We start from the raw sequence: 13,731 nt of genomic DNA, 5'->3' as shown, positions 1-13,731 counted from the left end.
TAAATTATACTTCATTTTTATGGAAATAACCAAATGGAAAAAACTTGCATCCAGATATCTGGTAAAAGAAAGATGGGCTACTTTAAGAGTAGATACCTCTGAACTTCCTAACGGCACTGTAAAAGATGACTATTATGTTTTAGAATATCCAGATTGGGTAAATGCCATAGCTGTAACTAAAGATCAGCAAATTATTATGGTACGCCAGTATCGTTTTGCCGGAGATATTATTTCATTGGAAATACCAGGCGGTGTTATTGATGATGGAGAAACACCTGAAGAAGCCATTAAACGTGAACTTATTGAAGAAACAGGTTATACTTTCTCAAACTGTGAACTATTGTGCTCACTTTATCCTAATCCTGCAACGGCCAATAACCGGGCTCATACTTATTTACTTACCGGCGGAGAAAAAACGCATGTCCAGCATTTAGATGAGCATGAGATTTTAAATGTAGAACTTTATTCTATGAGTGAAATAAAGCAACTGATCAAAGAAAATAAAATCGATCAGGCTTTACACGTTGCAGCCTTGTTCTATGGCCTTGAAAAAATTTAAATGCCTAAAGGCTCACCATTTCATCAAATAATTGCTCCAGCGTAGCTTGCGCATCGGTACAAAGACCCGGATGTACTTTTGAAGTTTGGATAATTGTACTTCTGGCTGCTGTTAACCACCTAAAACGCGAAGGTTGGTCTAACAAACCAATTGGGGCCGCATCATTCCCTCCTTTACAAATACGACTTAAGGATTCTAAATTTTGTGCTAAAATATCCATCTCCAAATCAGCGCATAATATTTTTAATCTATGCTCATCAATAACATATTTAGTGCCTAAAAACCGTTGTTTGGCACAATATAAAATCACGCCTATATTTAAAAATTCTTCGCGTTCAACTTTAGGCATTACGCGTATAATGGCATACTCAAATAAGTTTCTCTCTTGCATCTTCAGCTTCCTTTACAAAAATTTGAGAATTTGCTACTCTGGTATTTAGAAAATAAGCATAAGCTTCTCTCTGTTCGGCACTACTGTTAAAAAAGTTATCATCAAGCCATTCTTCAGGAATAACATTTAGAACCGCTTCTATAATCTGAGGAGTAAGCAGTGATTTAAATTCCTGATCTACTTCTTCCATTAAACTCACCTGTGGTAATAAGACATGATCTTTAACCAATGTAAAAGGTTTTTTGGCCTGCTCCTGCCAGTTTTGCCATGAGTGGTGAAAGTACATTGAAGCCCCATGGTCTATTAACCAAAGTTCTTTATGCCAGTAAAGCATATTGGTATTACGGGCTGTCCTGTCCATATTCATTAAGAAACAATCCAACCACACTATTTTTGAAGCCAGTAAGGGATCTATTTTAGCTACAACCGGATCGTAAGTTATAGCTCCTGATAAATAATGTACTGCCAGATTTAAGCCTGTACTGGCTTTTAGCAAATCCTGTATCTCTTCATCGGGTTCGGTTCTGCCAAATGCTTCATCTAAATGTGCAAAAACTATTTCAGGCATTTTTAAGCCCAGTATTCTAGCCAGTTCGCCGCCAATAAGCTCGGCAATCAATGCTTTTTTACCTTGTCCGGCTCCTCTAAATTTTAAGACATAAAGAAAACCGTCATCTGCTTCGGCAATAGCCGGCATAGAGCCTCCCTCACGTAAAGGCGTTACATACCTGATTACGTTAACTTTACGTAATTCAAGATTTTGCATATTTTTTAAGTTCACCACAGACATTTAGCCAAAAATAAGGAAAAAGTAAATAGGCCATAAATTGATATTAATTTCAAATAACAAACAGCAATTTATAGCTGTAAGAATTTCAAGGTTTTGAATTGCGAAAGCTTATAATAGAACAGGTATAAAAAAAGAAACGGAGATAAAGCCTAAGCCTTACCCCCGTCATCTAAATTAACGCTCTCAGGGACAAATATAACTACTTTTTTTAATTTACAATACAAGTGAAGTTTTTTTTAATATTTTTTTCATATTCTATTTTAGAATACCACGAATTATCACTTTGAAAAATACGTATAGATATTCAAAATATACCTTTATAAATTGCTTTAATTACATATTTAACAAATTAATAAAGTAAAAAATACCATTTATTAGCCAAAAATTACCTTTATATCAAACTCTATTTACCCTAAATTTGTATTAATATTTTCTTACAAAGAATTCACATGAAAACCAATATCCCCGTTTACAATATGAGTAATCTCAGATCGTATAAGAACGATGGGATTTTAGTGAGCCGCTTTGAGTATTATGCCGAATTGCATAAACATCTTCATTCGGCACATAAACATGATTTTTACCATCTGGTTCTTTTTACAAAAGGTAAAGGTAAACACCAAATTGACTTTAACACTTTTGATTTAGCCGAAGGGCAAATCTATTTTATGATACCGGGTCAGGTTCATAGCTGGAGTTTTGATGACAAGCCATCGGGTTATATAGCTAATTTTAACGCAAATTATTTTTCATCCTTCTTGCTTAAGCCCGATTATTTAGAGCAGTTCAGTTTTTTTAGCGGAGATCCCCAACAGCAAGTGATTAATCTCAATACAGAAACCATTGCCAAAATTTCTGGTATTTTTGAAGAAATGCTCAAGGAGGGGTCTAATGAAATCCCTATTAACGACGATCTGGTTAGAATTTTATTGCTTCATCTTTTTACCGAAGTAAGCCGTTCTATTCAATACATATTGCCTAAACAGGTAAATCCTTATAATCATACACTTCTGAAAAACTTCCAACAGTTAATTGAAAAGAATTATGCCAGCTTAAAGTTACCTAAGCAATATGCGGCTTTACTTTATATCACACCAAATCATTTAAATGCTTTATGTAATGATTTTTTGGGCCAATCTGCCGGAAAATTGATTAGAGATAGGGTTATATTAGAAGCCAAAAGATTATTAATTAATAAAGACTTACTGGTAGCAGAGATTGCAAGAATATTAAATTTCGAAGATCAGAGCTATTTTATCAAGTTCTTTAAAAAATATGAGGGAGTTACGCCCGATAAATTCAGAAAATTAAACACGATACCATCATATGGAATTACAGCACAATAATGTTATATATACCTCGCAATGGAAAGGTTTTTCTCAGGCCAAATGTCCGCGTTGCAGAATAGGAAATGTATTTATGGGTCCGGCTTACAGCTTGAAAGAGAGAAAAATGAATACTTTTTGTCCGCATTGTGGATTAAAGTTTGAACGTGAGCCCGGATATTTTTATGTAGCCATGTTTGTAAGTTATGCAATGAATGTTGCCGAAATGGTTACTGTTGCCGTTGCTGCTTACGTTTTGGGCTTAAAATTAGATTATGATAATCTTTGGTACTATGTAGGTTTATTGATCTTAACCAGCGTACTTTGCTCACCATTCAATTTACGTTACTCAAGAATGGCCCTGTTATACTGGTTATCTCCTGGTTTACATTATGAGCCTGAAAAATATGCTATTAACACTACCGAAAAATAAGCTAAAAACAAGAGGCATATCTTTTAAAGATATGCCTCTCTTTTTGAAGATTGATCAAAGAATAGCGTATCTGTAATTGATCAGTTCATGCCACACTGTTTTAATTTTAGTGGCTTCATTTTGAGTTTCGCAATAGTTTTCATTAACAACAGCTTCGCTCATGTTATTTTCAAAAATTTCTTCAGTAAAATCAGTTTGATTAACGGGTTTGCTAAATTGCTCGGCATTAGTATAACTATTATCTAATACAGAATTTTTAAGCCTATCCATAACATCTCCTTTTTAAAAATCAGTTGAATAAAAGCCTTCCGGTAATAATGGTATTAAGATAGCTATTATATTTTAACTTATCAAGAGACCAGTTTTAACCAAAGGCTGTTTTTTGGTTAAATAATGGTTAAGAAAAATAAAATGTGCCTTTAAGATGCTGAAACAAGTTCAGCATAACAATTAAGTAAAGAGTTCCTTCTATTTTGTTACATAGCTTATTAAATATCTCATATAAACAAAAAGAGTTTTAACCGCAGCTAAAACTCTTTCTCTATTTGAAATAAGAAATATTACACTAATGCATTTTGTTTCATGATTGTTTTGATCACTCCTAAAGCATAATCAACATCTTCTTTTGTGGTGAATTTACTGAAAGAGAAACGAACTGCCGGACGATTCGGATCTGCTTTTATGCCATTAAGCACATGTGAACCAATATTTGAACCAGATGAACATGCACTACCTCCCGATGCACAAACCCCATTAATATCTAAATTAAATAATAGCATATCTGCCATATCCATTTCAGGGAAAGATACATTTAAAACAGTATAAAGGCTTTTATCCGCATCTGTTTCGCCATTAAATTCAATTCCAGGTATTTCTTCTTTAAGCTGTGCAATAAAATAATCTTTCAATCCCTGTATATGAGCCTGGTGCTCAGCCATTTCTGCATAAGCAATTTCCAATGCTTTAGCCAAACCTACTATACCATATACGTTTTCTGTTCCGCCACGCATATTACGTTCCTGAGCCCCTCCATAAATCATTGGTGGAATTTTAATACTATTGTTCACGTATAAAAAGCCTACTCCTTTAGGTCCATGCAATTTATGTGCGGCACAAACCAAGAAATGCGCTTTTAATTTACGTACGTCATGCGCATAATGCCCCATGGTTTGTACGGTATCTGCATGGTAAATTGCATTGTATTTTTCGCACAGATCACCTACCCTTTCCATATCTGTAAGTGTACCCAGCTCATTATTGGCATGCATTAATGAAACAAAGCTGCGTTCATTATTTTGTAAAAGCTCTTCTAAATGGTTGTAATCAACATTTCCTTTCTCATCAATATTTACAAAGCTCAATTTATCAATTACACCCTCTTTTAGCAGCATATCTAAAGTATGCTCTACCGCATGGTGTTCTATTTTAGATGTAATGGCATGTTTGATACTATATGCAGCAATTCCGCATCTTATGGCTGTATTGTCTGCCTCGGTTCCTCCGGAAGTAAAAAATATTTCTGCCGGACTGGCGTTTAACAGTGTCGCAACCGTTTTACGGGCTTTTTCAACCAAAGTTCTTACTTCACGACCAAGTGTATGGATAGCAGAAGGATTTCCGTAAAAATTCTGCATTACATTGGTCATTTCAGCAATTACATCGCTATCAAGTGGTGTGGTTGCGGCATTGTCTAAATAAACTCTTTTCATTTGTGTGTTTTATGGTGTTATTTTATTAAAAGGCAGATCAATCTAATTTTAAGATCTCTTTTATATCAGTTATAATCTTTTTAGCTAAATTATCTGCAATGGTTTCACTTTCTGCTTCGCTGTAAATCCTGATGATAGGTTCTGTATTTGATTTTCTCAGGTGTACCCATTGATTATCAAATTCAATTTTTAAACCATCTATTGTACTGTGCGGTTGATTTTTATATTTATCCTGTACCTGTAACAATAACGCATCAATATCCATTTCAGGTGTAAGCGTGATCTTATTTTTTGAAATAAAATAAGCCGGATATGTATTTCTCAGAACCGATATAGGTTTAGCCGATTTAGCTAAATGCGTTAAAAACAAAGCTATTCCCACTAAAGCATCACGTCCATAATGCAGTTCAGGATAAATAATTCCACCATTACCTTCTCCCCCTATTACAGCATTTGTGGCTTTCATCTGGGTTACTACATTTACCTCGCCAACTGCCGCTGCGTTATATACACAGCCTGCTTTTTCGGTTACATCTCTCAATGCTCTTGTTGACGACAGGTTTGAAACCGTATTACCCGGTGTATGTTTAAGCACATAATCTGCCACAGCTACCAATGTATATTCTTCTCCAAACATAGAACCATCTTCATTTACAAAGCATAAACGATCTACATCTGGATCTACTACAATCCCTAAATCAGCGCCTTTTTGCTGTACCAATTTAGATATTTCTGTAAGATGCTCTGGCAATGGCTCAGGATTGTGCGGAAAATGTCCGGTTGGTTCACAATACAATTCATATACCGTATCTACACCTAGAGCTTTTAACAAAGCCGGCACAAAAATACCACCCGTAGAGTTCACTGCATCAACAGCGATTTTAAAACCTGCTTTTTTAATGGCTTCAGTATCTACCAATGGTAAATTCAGAATAATATCTATATGTTTTTGCAGATAACTATGATCTAAAGTTACTTTTCCCAGCTCATCAACCGAGGCAAAATCAAAATCAGGATTTTCTGCTAATTCTAATACTTCTTTTCCATCCGCATCACTGATAAATTCTCCTTTGGCATTTAAAAGCTTAAGTGCATTCCATTGTTTAGGATTATGACTTGCAGTTAAAATAATACCTCCGGCAGCATTTTCTAAGGGTACGGCAATTTCTACCGTAGGCGTGGTTGATAAGCCTACATCTATCACATCTATTCCTAATCCTTGTAAGGTTCCTATTACCAGATTATTTACCATTTCTCCTGAAATGCGGGCATCTCTTCCTACTACAATTTTTTTATGTTGCGATTTTTTCACCACCCACGAACCAAAAGCCGCAGTAAATTTAACGATGTCTATCGGGGTAAGTCCGCCACCTGCTTTACCTCCAATGGTACCTCTAATGCCTGAAATAGATTTTATTAGTGTCAAGATTGTTAGATTTTTTAATGTTCAAAAGTAATAAATTTTAAGCTACGTTTTAAAAGTTGTTTGCGGAAAGTTTGAGCAGATCTGAACAACCAGACAATCATGGTTTATTTTTAATTAAAAATTCTTTAACAGGTTTGTCAGGATTAACAATTTTAATTGCACAAGCATCAAAATTGCTATCTTTGCTCATTAAACATATATCAGCTCATGCAAAGAAAATGGTTCCAAAATTGGTTTAATTCTCCTTATTATCACATTCTTTACAGTCAGAGAAATGATGCTGAGGCCGAGCTTTTAATGGATAATCTATTGGCCTATTTAAAACCTGGTGTCGACAGTAAGATTTTGGATATTGCATGCGGCAGAGGCAGGCATTCTATTTACCTCAATAAAAAAGGGTATGATGTAACAGGTATAGACCTGTCTGAGCAGAATATTAAGTATGCCCAGCAGTTTGAACAGAAGAATCTGCATTTTTATGTGCATGATATGCGCAGACTTTCTTACATCAATTATTTTGATATTGCTCTGAATCTATTTACCAGTTTTGGTTATTTTGAAACTGAAAAAGAACATCTGAACGCTTTAAAGGCTTTTAGAAAGAGTTTAAAAAGCGATGGAATTTTAGTGCTTGATTATTTTAATACACGAAAAATTATCAATAACCTAACCAACCAGGAGACCAAAACTATTGATGGCATCGAGTTTCATCTGCATAAATTTGTTGCCGACGGTAAAATCATCAAACATATTAACTTTGAGCATAAACTTAAAACTTATGCTTTTGAGGAACGTGTGCAGGCTTTTCTATTAGAGGATTTTAAAAGAATGTTTGAAAAAAGTGGCTTAGAAATCATAGAAACTTTTGGCAACTACCATTTAGAGCCTTATAACGAAAATTCTTCTGACCGTTTAATCTTAATCTGCAAAAAATCATAATGAACGAATTGCTTCACCTGGATACCGAACTGTTTTTAAAAATAAACGTTGGTTTAAGTAATGGTTTTTTCGACTGGTTTATGCCAATTATACGTAACATGTATGTTTGGATTCCACTTTATATTTTCATTGTTGTATTCTGTATCAAGAAATATAAAAAAACAGGAGTATATATTGTGGGAATGCTGTTGCTTACATTCGCATTGGGTGATCTCTCCTCTTCACGCCTTATAAAACCCAATGTACAGCGCTTAAGGCCCTGCAATAACCCAGAACTTTCTAGCCAGATGATCAAACGTGTTACATGTGGTACCGGATATAGTTTCCCTTCCTCACATGCAACCAATCATTTTGCCATCGCTGTATTTTTGATCTGCGTTTTTTACAGACAGTGGAAAGCTATTTTACCCATAGGCCTTATCTGGGCAGCAATGATTTGCTTGGCGCAGATTTATGTAGGTGTACATTATCCTATTGATATTATTACCGGTACGCTTTTAGGAACTTCTATTGGTTTGCTAACTTATTATATTTACTGTAAAATTAAACCTGCTACCTAATGGAATTCTGGAAATTCGCCGTACTTTTTTTATGTGCCTTTTTGGGTGGCTTAGCCATTTTTATGGTTAAGAGCGATAGATCGCAGCTTTTAAAGCTTATTTTATCATTTAGTGGTTCTTATCTGTTCGCAATCACGGTAATGCATCTCATTCCTGATGCCTACAGTGGCGCAGACGCACATGAAATTGGTATTTTTATTCTGATAGGTTTCTTATTGCAGGTATTTTTAGAGCAGTTTTCTGAGGGTATTGAACACGGACATATTCACCATCATAGTCATACGCACAGTTATCCCTATGGCATTATGATCAGTTTGTGCTTGCACGCATTTTTAGAGGGAATGCCTCTTGCAAAGGATCAGCACAATGAACTGATTTTTGGTATAGCCTTGCACCACATACCAGCTGCTTTTGCCTTAGCTAGTATTTTAATGCAAAATCACTTAACAAGATCAAGGATTATTTTTAATATCAGCCTTTTTGCTATCATGGCGCCTTTAGGCTATTATGTAAGCTTAGGTTTAAGCAATGGCTCTATAGGTGGTATTGAGACCTATTTCAATAAAATAATGGGAATTGTTATTGGTATATTCTTACATATATCTACCACCATATTATTCGAATCGAGTGCCGATCATAAAATCAATAAAAGAAAAATGGTTGCTGTTCTAATTGGTATTGGCGTAGCCTTAATTGGTTTTTACGCAGGTGGACACGAACATTAAGCTGGCTTATCTTTGTCTTTTCTAATTTTCTGACCATAGTGCCATGGGCAGTGCTTACACTTATTTTTGCAGCAATATCCCCGTTTTAAGTGGTATTCTTTGGTAAAAACCATTAAACCTGCTTCATTAAAATAAAAGTCCTCTCCTTCTTTCATTCTAATCAGTTTAAAATCTTAACTTCTATCTGATCTTTAAAATGTGCCTGTAAATGCTTTCCTTCTCCATGCAAGGTCCATACCTGCTTAGGCCCAACTTCGGCTATAGTTTGCAGAATATCTTGCCAATCAACATGATCTGATATCAACAATTGTATTTCATTTTGCTTTTGCAGGTGATGCCATCCGCTAGCAAAAACTCTAACTACATTAATGGCCTTGATATAGCTGTTGTAAACCATTGGCGGCACCATATAAATCATATTGCCGGTATTCTGCTTCATTAATTTACGGTCGTAAACCTGATAAGTACCTAATGTAATGCCCAGTTCTTCGTATATGCGACAAAAGGGCATAATACTGTGATGCACCAATATAGTCTTAGTTTTACAATACTCATTGACCAATGCAATCAAACGCTGACTTTTACCCAAAGCATAAGCACCCAACATGATGTTGCTTTCTGTATGGTTAAGTTTCTTTATTTCTTCTATTACATCAGGATGCTGTGTATCTGGATGGGCAAAGGTAGTTTCAGTAATAAGCACATCAGCTTTTACCAGTTGTATAGCTTCACATGTGCCATCAGGAGTAAGCCTATAATCACCCGTATAAAGATAACGCACCTCTTTATATTCCATTAAAATCAATGCCGAGCCTAACATATGACCTGCGGGATAAAAAGTGATCTTTACATCATTGATATAGAAAGAGTGTCCGTAGTCTGAACAATGAAACTGGTAAGCAGCATTTTTCTTGTATCTATGTTGCATAAATGCTGAGGTTGCCGTAGTGCAATACACATGTGTGTTTCCGCTTACAGCATGATCTGCATGGGCGTGCGATACCACAGCATAAGGAACAGGTTGTTGAGGATCCAAATAAAAATTTCCGTATGAACAATATAAGCCAATTTTATTCAGTACGATAAAATCGTCGAGAATTATACCCATTGACCAGCCAGCTTTAAAAACGATTGATGTACATTTAAAACCTGCAATATTAGCGATTCTTTATCATTATTAATGATGGTATAGTCTGCAAAAGCTTGCTTTTGTTCATCTGTAAATTGTTTATCCATTCTGGCCAGTACCTGTTCTCGGCTTACCTGATCCCTTTGCATTACTCTTTTCAATTTTAGCTCTAAAGGGGATGAAACCAATACATTTTTATCGCACATTTTGTAAGAACCGCTTTCAAAAAGCAAAGCGGCTTCTTTTAAAAGGTATGGAGCCTTTGCTGTATGTTCACCAGCCCATTGGTCAAAAGCCCTGAACACCGCCGGGTGCACCAGCGCATTTAATTTATCGAGTTCTTTCTGTTGATTAAATACAATACCTGCAATATGTTTGTTATTGAGCGTTCCGTCTGCAAAATAGCTGTCGTTACCAAAAGTTTCTTTAACACCTTTGATTAAAATCTCATCGCTCACCATGATCTGCTTGGCTACAACATCAGCATAAAATACCGGAATACCCAGCGTTTCAAAAATCTGACATACTGTTGTTTTTCCACTCCCTATACCTCCGGTTATTCCTATTTTCAGCATTATTTCTCTATGATAAAATCTACTTTCTGAGGTACGATACTAATTAGCTTACAATAAGCTGGAAAACGGATCAGTTTTACCCTCAAGTTATTATGGCCTGAATTTCTCCACTCGTTAAGATCTACAGATGCCTGTATAAAATCTTCGTCAATTTGTTTGTAGCTTGATAAGGCTACCAAAAAAGTAATCTTAACGCGTTTTGGATAAAGTTTTATCGTGTAAAAACTATTGTTGTTGATTACTGTAAGCGGTATGTCCAACACTTTTTCAGTAAACTCATCAACGGGGATTTTAACCCCAACCGCTTTTGGATATATGTTGATATTATTAGTTGTACTTTGTTTCAGATTGATTCTGGTTTCAACTGAGTTATCTATACCTGTAGTCTTTAAGGTATCTGTGTACCAGCTCGCTATTTTCTGCAACTCTTCATGCGGACCAGATATATTTACAAATGCCGGAGTAAGCTCTACATTACCAGCAACTCCATATTGCAAAGCAAATCCTAATTTAGAGTTTAATTTTACTGGTACGCGTTTGGTAGTTCTTTTTGAGAAATCGAAATATAAGGTATCTGGCTTTATAGATATTACTCTTTGAGATGTTTCCAATTGCCCATTAATTTGCTCCAGTTGCTCTGAAAAAAGCACGTAGTTCCTGTTATTAAGCTTACGCAAACTCACCTTAATTGATTGTGGTTTTATACGCAATCTCGAGAACAGAAGCTGCCAGCCAGTGCCTTCAACTTTTAGATCTACAGTATCGGGTTGCAGCGCTTTAAATGCTTTTCCCTGTGGCTCGTCTTTATAAATAAGTTCTGTTTTAACCGTATAAGGGTATTTACGGTTTAATGCCATAAATAACCAAGCCATTACCGCAAGCACTACACATACCAGCATTATGCCAAATCTTTTGCGTTCGGGTTTTGTAAGTTTTATAAAGGGCATAAAGTAAAATTACAAAAAAGGCTTTTAATTACCCTTTATGGGAACTATTTAAATTTTTCACTCCTTATTTAGGTTGCACTGAACTTGTTTCAGTGTGCATATTTCATTCTATTAGATGCTGAAATGAATTTGTTGCGCAGCTACTTGGTGGTCAGCATGGCGTACACATCGCAGAACTCAATTGCTTCATTATTACTCGGTGGTCCCGTATAACGAAAGGATAGTAAACAGAAAACTTATTTACCTTTTTGCTTCATTTTACCATTTTTAAATCTCTCCGAAGCTGTTTGGTAATAAGCTATAGTAAGATTTTTTAAACTATCATTTACTTTACCCTTCATCTCGTTCATGCTCTTATCCTGATCATTCCAGTTAAAGAATTTTACATTCTTGCGGTCATCTATCTGTGTAAATACATTATGCTTAAGCAAACCCAAGGTGCGGTAATTTCCAATCAGGGCACGCTCATCTCCCGCATTCATTTTGTTCACATCTTTACCATACAATTCGGTTTGGTAATTCCAGTTCAAATAACCCAATAAAGTGGGTAACAGGTCTATTTGCGAACACAGTTTATTGATCTCTTCTTTTCTGTTATCTAAATTGTAGATTAAAGCTGGTATATGATGCTTTTCAATATTGATTTCCCATTTACCTGCACTGCTGGCGCAATGGTCGGCTACCACTACAAAAATTGTATTTTCAAACCAAGGTTTATTTTTAGCTTCGGCTAAAAACTTACCTAAAGCGTAATCGGTATATTTAACTGCACTTTCTCTTTCGCCTTGCTTTAAATCTATCTTTCCATCAGGAAAGGTATAAGGTTTATGGTTAGAAGTGGTCATTACAAACTGGAAAAATGGTTGTTTTTTCTGGTAAGCGCTATCTGCAAATTTCAATGATTGCTTGTAGAGATCTTCATCACATATACCCCAGGCATTTTCAAAAGCTACGTCCTCATCTTTTATAGGATAGCGTTTTGTTTTAATATTATCCGATAAAGGATTTCCCCTGTCTCTATCCACAATATCAAAGCCTTGTCCGCCAAAAAAGGTATTCATATTATCAAAATATCCGTCTCCTCCATATACAAATTTCAGGTCGTAATTCTTTTGCTTTAAAATACTGGCGATAGAAAATATATTATCGTTATTTGGACGCCTTACAATACTGTTTCCCGGAGTTGGCGGCACACTTAATGTTAAAGCTTCCATACCTCTTACTGTTCGGGTACCTGTAGCATAAATATTATTGAAAAAGATACTCTGCTTGGTTAGGGCATCATAATTTGGCGTTATATTTTGCTGGTTGCCAAATCTGGCCAGAAAATCAGCGCTAAAGCTCTCTATAACTACCATTACAATGTTAGGTTTACGATCTGAAATTCCTTCTACTTCTCTTCTTATATTATCAGTCTGTTCAGAAGTATATTTTTCATTTCGTTGTATCAACTCTTTTTTAAGCACATGGTAAGCTTCATTTTTTGGAAGTGTGGCATAAAAAGTATTGTAATCTAGCTCATTTGACCTGAAGGCGGCAAAGAAAGAAAACACGCCGTTTTTGCTCAGTTCGCTTTCATATAAATTCTGGCTCCACTCTGCTCCTGTATTTTTTACAAAGAACATATACAATAAAGCCAACACAAAAAGAGGCGCGATCATCATACTTCTGAGCCATAAAGGAGTTCTTTGCTGAAAAGTATTTTTTAGTACCCCTGTTTTTTTATACAACAAGATAACGCCTACAATTACCAATACCAAAACTCCAATAATTAACGGAATTGGGTACGATTCGTTAATGTTTTCTACTACTTCATAAGTATAGATCAGGTAATCTACCGCTATAAAATTAAATCGGGTACTAAACTCATCCCAAAAAGTAAACTCCGCTATACAAGCGAAAATGGTAATAAACAGGGTTAGGCCCACAATAAAGAAAGTACATATTTTATCGAATAATGTTCCGATCAGCTTTTTGGGAACAAGCCAGACATAGAGCGCATAAACCAAACTGAAAAATATGGCGACCCCAATATCGTAGAAAAGTCCTACTCCAAAAATCTTTATGAATGATAAAGGTGAAAAGCTAAGATTAGGCAGCGACCAAATATAAAGCCCTACACGCACTGCAAAAGACAGAAATATAAACGTAAACAGGTAGGCAAAAAGTAAGGATGTTCTGCTTTTGAAAAGTACTTTCATGTTAAAATCAATTATTTTGGTT

General features: G+C 35.5%; 16 protein-coding genes. 6 read left to right on the top strand and 10 right to left on the bottom strand.

Going from position 1 to position 13,731, the window contains the following annotated elements:
* Positions 1 to 19 precede the first annotated feature (19 nt).
* Positions 20 to 559 (top strand): NUDIX hydrolase, encoded by a 540-nt coding sequence (locus tag MMF97_RS07660; RefSeq protein WP_243361117.1) that lies wholly within the window; start codon positions 20 to 22, stop codon positions 557 to 559.
* A gap of 4 nt (positions 560 to 563) precedes the next feature.
* Here MMF97_RS07660 and MMF97_RS07655 read toward each other — a convergent pair whose 3' ends face one another.
* Positions 564 to 950, bottom strand: a complete 387-nt coding sequence (locus tag MMF97_RS07655; protein WP_243361115.1) for a DUF3037 domain-containing protein — start codon at positions 948 to 950, stop codon at positions 564 to 566.
* Complete coding sequence (locus MMF97_RS07650; RefSeq protein WP_243361113.1) at positions 928 to 1,716, bottom strand: HipA family kinase; 789 nt, start codon at positions 1,714 to 1,716, stop codon at positions 928 to 930. The genes MMF97_RS07655 and MMF97_RS07650 overlap by 23 nt, the downstream gene beginning before the upstream one ends.
* 473 nt (positions 1,717 to 2,189) lie before the next feature.
* Here MMF97_RS07650 and MMF97_RS07645 point away from each other — a divergent pair, with 473 nt between their 5' ends.
* Both MMF97_RS07645 and MMF97_RS07640 read left to right on the top strand, forming a co-directional pair.
* Complete coding sequence (locus tag MMF97_RS07645) at positions 2,190 to 3,086, top strand: helix-turn-helix domain-containing protein (protein WP_243361111.1); 897 nt, start codon at positions 2,190 to 2,192, stop codon at positions 3,084 to 3,086.
* The gene (locus tag MMF97_RS07640; protein WP_243361109.1) at positions 3,067 to 3,498 is read left to right on the top strand and encodes a DUF983 domain-containing protein; all 432 of its coding nucleotides are present in this window, start codon (positions 3,067 to 3,069) and stop codon (positions 3,496 to 3,498) included. Before MMF97_RS07645 ends, MMF97_RS07640 begins: the two co-directional genes overlap by 20 nt.
* 54 nt (positions 3,499 to 3,552) lie before the next feature.
* Here MMF97_RS07640 and MMF97_RS07635 read toward each other — a convergent pair whose 3' ends face one another.
* The 3 genes from MMF97_RS07635 to glmM form a co-directional block, all read right to left on the bottom strand.
* Complete coding sequence (locus tag MMF97_RS07635) at positions 3,553 to 3,768, bottom strand: hypothetical protein (protein ID WP_243361106.1); 216 nt, start codon at positions 3,766 to 3,768, stop codon at positions 3,553 to 3,555.
* 290 nt (positions 3,769 to 4,058) lie between these two features.
* Positions 4,059 to 5,207 carry a cysteine desulfurase family protein gene (locus MMF97_RS07630; RefSeq protein WP_243361104.1) on the bottom strand — a complete coding sequence of 383 codons (1,149 nt, stop codon included), beginning with the start codon at positions 5,205 to 5,207 and terminating at the stop codon, positions 4,059 to 4,061.
* A 37-nt stretch (positions 5,208 to 5,244) separates the two neighbouring features.
* Positions 5,245 to 6,633, bottom strand: a complete 1,389-nt coding sequence (glmM, locus tag MMF97_RS07625; RefSeq protein ID WP_243361103.1) for a phosphoglucosamine mutase — start codon at positions 6,631 to 6,633, stop codon at positions 5,245 to 5,247.
* A gap of 207 nt (positions 6,634 to 6,840) precedes the next feature.
* Between glmM and MMF97_RS07620 the strand changes: the two genes are divergently transcribed.
* From MMF97_RS07620 to MMF97_RS07610, 3 genes are read left to right on the top strand one after another with little or no spacing between them, the layout of a single operon-like run.
* Positions 6,841 to 7,572, top strand: a complete 732-nt coding sequence (locus MMF97_RS07620; RefSeq protein WP_243361101.1) for a class I SAM-dependent methyltransferase — start codon at positions 6,841 to 6,843, stop codon at positions 7,570 to 7,572.
* Positions 7,572 to 8,132 (top strand): phosphatase PAP2 family protein, encoded by a 561-nt coding sequence (locus MMF97_RS07615; protein WP_262916100.1) that lies wholly within the window; start codon positions 7,572 to 7,574, stop codon positions 8,130 to 8,132. The genes MMF97_RS07620 and MMF97_RS07615 overlap by 1 nt, the downstream gene beginning before the upstream one ends.
* The gene (locus tag MMF97_RS07610) at positions 8,132 to 8,857 is read left to right on the top strand and encodes a ZIP family metal transporter (RefSeq protein ID WP_243361099.1); all 726 of its coding nucleotides are present in this window, start codon (positions 8,132 to 8,134) and stop codon (positions 8,855 to 8,857) included. The genes MMF97_RS07615 and MMF97_RS07610 overlap by 1 nt, the downstream gene beginning before the upstream one ends.
* Here MMF97_RS07610 and MMF97_RS07605 read toward each other — a convergent pair.
* The 5 genes from MMF97_RS07605 to MMF97_RS07585 all read right to left on the bottom strand — a co-directional run bounded on the left by MMF97_RS07605 (position 8,854) and on the right by MMF97_RS07585 (position 13,709).
* Complete coding sequence (locus MMF97_RS07605) at positions 8,854 to 9,012, bottom strand: DUF5522 domain-containing protein (RefSeq protein ID WP_243361098.1); 159 nt, start codon at positions 9,010 to 9,012, stop codon at positions 8,854 to 8,856. The genes MMF97_RS07610 and MMF97_RS07605 overlap by 4 nt on opposite strands.
* Before the next feature lie 5 nt (positions 9,013 to 9,017).
* A complete protein-coding gene (locus tag MMF97_RS07600) occupies positions 9,018 to 9,965 on the bottom strand; it encodes an MBL fold metallo-hydrolase (RefSeq protein ID WP_262916099.1) in 948 nt (315 codons plus the stop codon).
* Positions 9,956 to 10,561, bottom strand: a complete 606-nt coding sequence (coaE, locus tag MMF97_RS07595) for a dephospho-CoA kinase (protein ID WP_243361096.1) — start codon at positions 10,559 to 10,561, stop codon at positions 9,956 to 9,958. Before coaE ends, MMF97_RS07600 begins: the two co-directional genes overlap by 10 nt.
* Positions 10,561 to 11,508 carry a CdaR family protein gene (locus tag MMF97_RS07590; RefSeq protein WP_243361094.1) on the bottom strand — a complete coding sequence of 316 codons (948 nt, stop codon included), beginning with the start codon at positions 11,506 to 11,508 and terminating at the stop codon, positions 10,561 to 10,563. The genes coaE and MMF97_RS07590 overlap by 1 nt, the downstream gene beginning before the upstream one ends.
* Positions 11,509 to 11,744: 236 nt before the next feature.
* Positions 11,745 to 13,709, bottom strand: coding sequence for an LTA synthase family protein (locus MMF97_RS07585; protein ID WP_243361092.1), 1,965 nt, complete (start codon positions 13,707 to 13,709; stop codon positions 11,745 to 11,747).
* Between the last annotated feature and the right edge of the window lie 22 nt (positions 13,710 to 13,731).

The sequence above is a fragment of the Pedobacter montanisoli genome (assembly GCF_022809115.1).
Lineage (GTDB): Bacteria > Bacteroidota > Bacteroidia > Sphingobacteriales > Sphingobacteriaceae > Pedobacter > Pedobacter montanisoli.
Note: the sequence above shows the minus strand (reverse complement) of the source record. Positions and strands in the feature narration are given on the sequence as shown.

What these genes read in the sequence shown, in the direction of transcription:
- MMF97_RS07660 (WP_243361117.1), top strand. Translation starts at nt 20, where the DNA reads ATGGAAATAACCAAATGGAAAAAACTTGCATCCAGATATCTGGTAAAA.
- MMF97_RS07655 (WP_243361115.1), bottom strand. Translation starts at nt 950, where the DNA reads ATGCAAGAGAGAAACTTATTTGAGTATGCCATTATACGCGTAATGCCT.
- MMF97_RS07650 (WP_243361113.1), bottom strand. Translation starts at nt 1,716, where the DNA reads ATGCAAAATCTTGAATTACGTAAAGTTAACGTAATCAGGTATGTAACG.
- MMF97_RS07645 (WP_243361111.1), top strand. Translation starts at nt 2,190, where the DNA reads ATGAAAACCAATATCCCCGTTTACAATATGAGTAATCTCAGATCGTAT.
- MMF97_RS07640 (WP_243361109.1), top strand. Translation starts at nt 3,067, where the DNA reads ATGGAATTACAGCACAATAATGTTATATATACCTCGCAATGGAAAGGT.
- MMF97_RS07635 (WP_243361106.1), bottom strand. Translation starts at nt 3,768, where the DNA reads ATGGATAGGCTTAAAAATTCTGTATTAGATAATAGTTATACTAATGCC.
- MMF97_RS07630 (WP_243361104.1), bottom strand. Translation starts at nt 5,207, where the DNA reads ATGAAAAGAGTTTATTTAGACAATGCCGCAACCACACCACTTGATAGC.
- MMF97_RS07620 (WP_243361101.1), top strand. Translation starts at nt 6,841, where the DNA reads ATGCAAAGAAAATGGTTCCAAAATTGGTTTAATTCTCCTTATTATCAC.
- MMF97_RS07615 (WP_262916100.1), top strand. Translation starts at nt 7,572, where the DNA reads ATGAACGAATTGCTTCACCTGGATACCGAACTGTTTTTAAAAATAAAC.
- MMF97_RS07610 (WP_243361099.1), top strand. Translation starts at nt 8,132, where the DNA reads ATGGAATTCTGGAAATTCGCCGTACTTTTTTTATGTGCCTTTTTGGGT.
- MMF97_RS07605 (WP_243361098.1), bottom strand. Translation starts at nt 9,012, where the DNA reads ATGAAAGAAGGAGAGGACTTTTATTTTAATGAAGCAGGTTTAATGGTT.
- MMF97_RS07600 (WP_262916099.1), bottom strand. Translation starts at nt 9,965, where the DNA reads ATGGGTATAATTCTCGACGATTTTATCGTACTGAATAAAATTGGCTTA.
- coaE (WP_243361096.1), bottom strand. Translation starts at nt 10,561, where the DNA reads ATGCTGAAAATAGGAATAACCGGAGGTATAGGGAGTGGAAAAACAACA.
- MMF97_RS07590 (WP_243361094.1), bottom strand. Translation starts at nt 11,508, where the DNA reads ATGCCCTTTATAAAACTTACAAAACCCGAACGCAAAAGATTTGGCATA.
- MMF97_RS07585 (WP_243361092.1), bottom strand. Translation starts at nt 13,709, where the DNA reads ATGAAAGTACTTTTCAAAAGCAGAACATCCTTACTTTTTGCCTACCTG.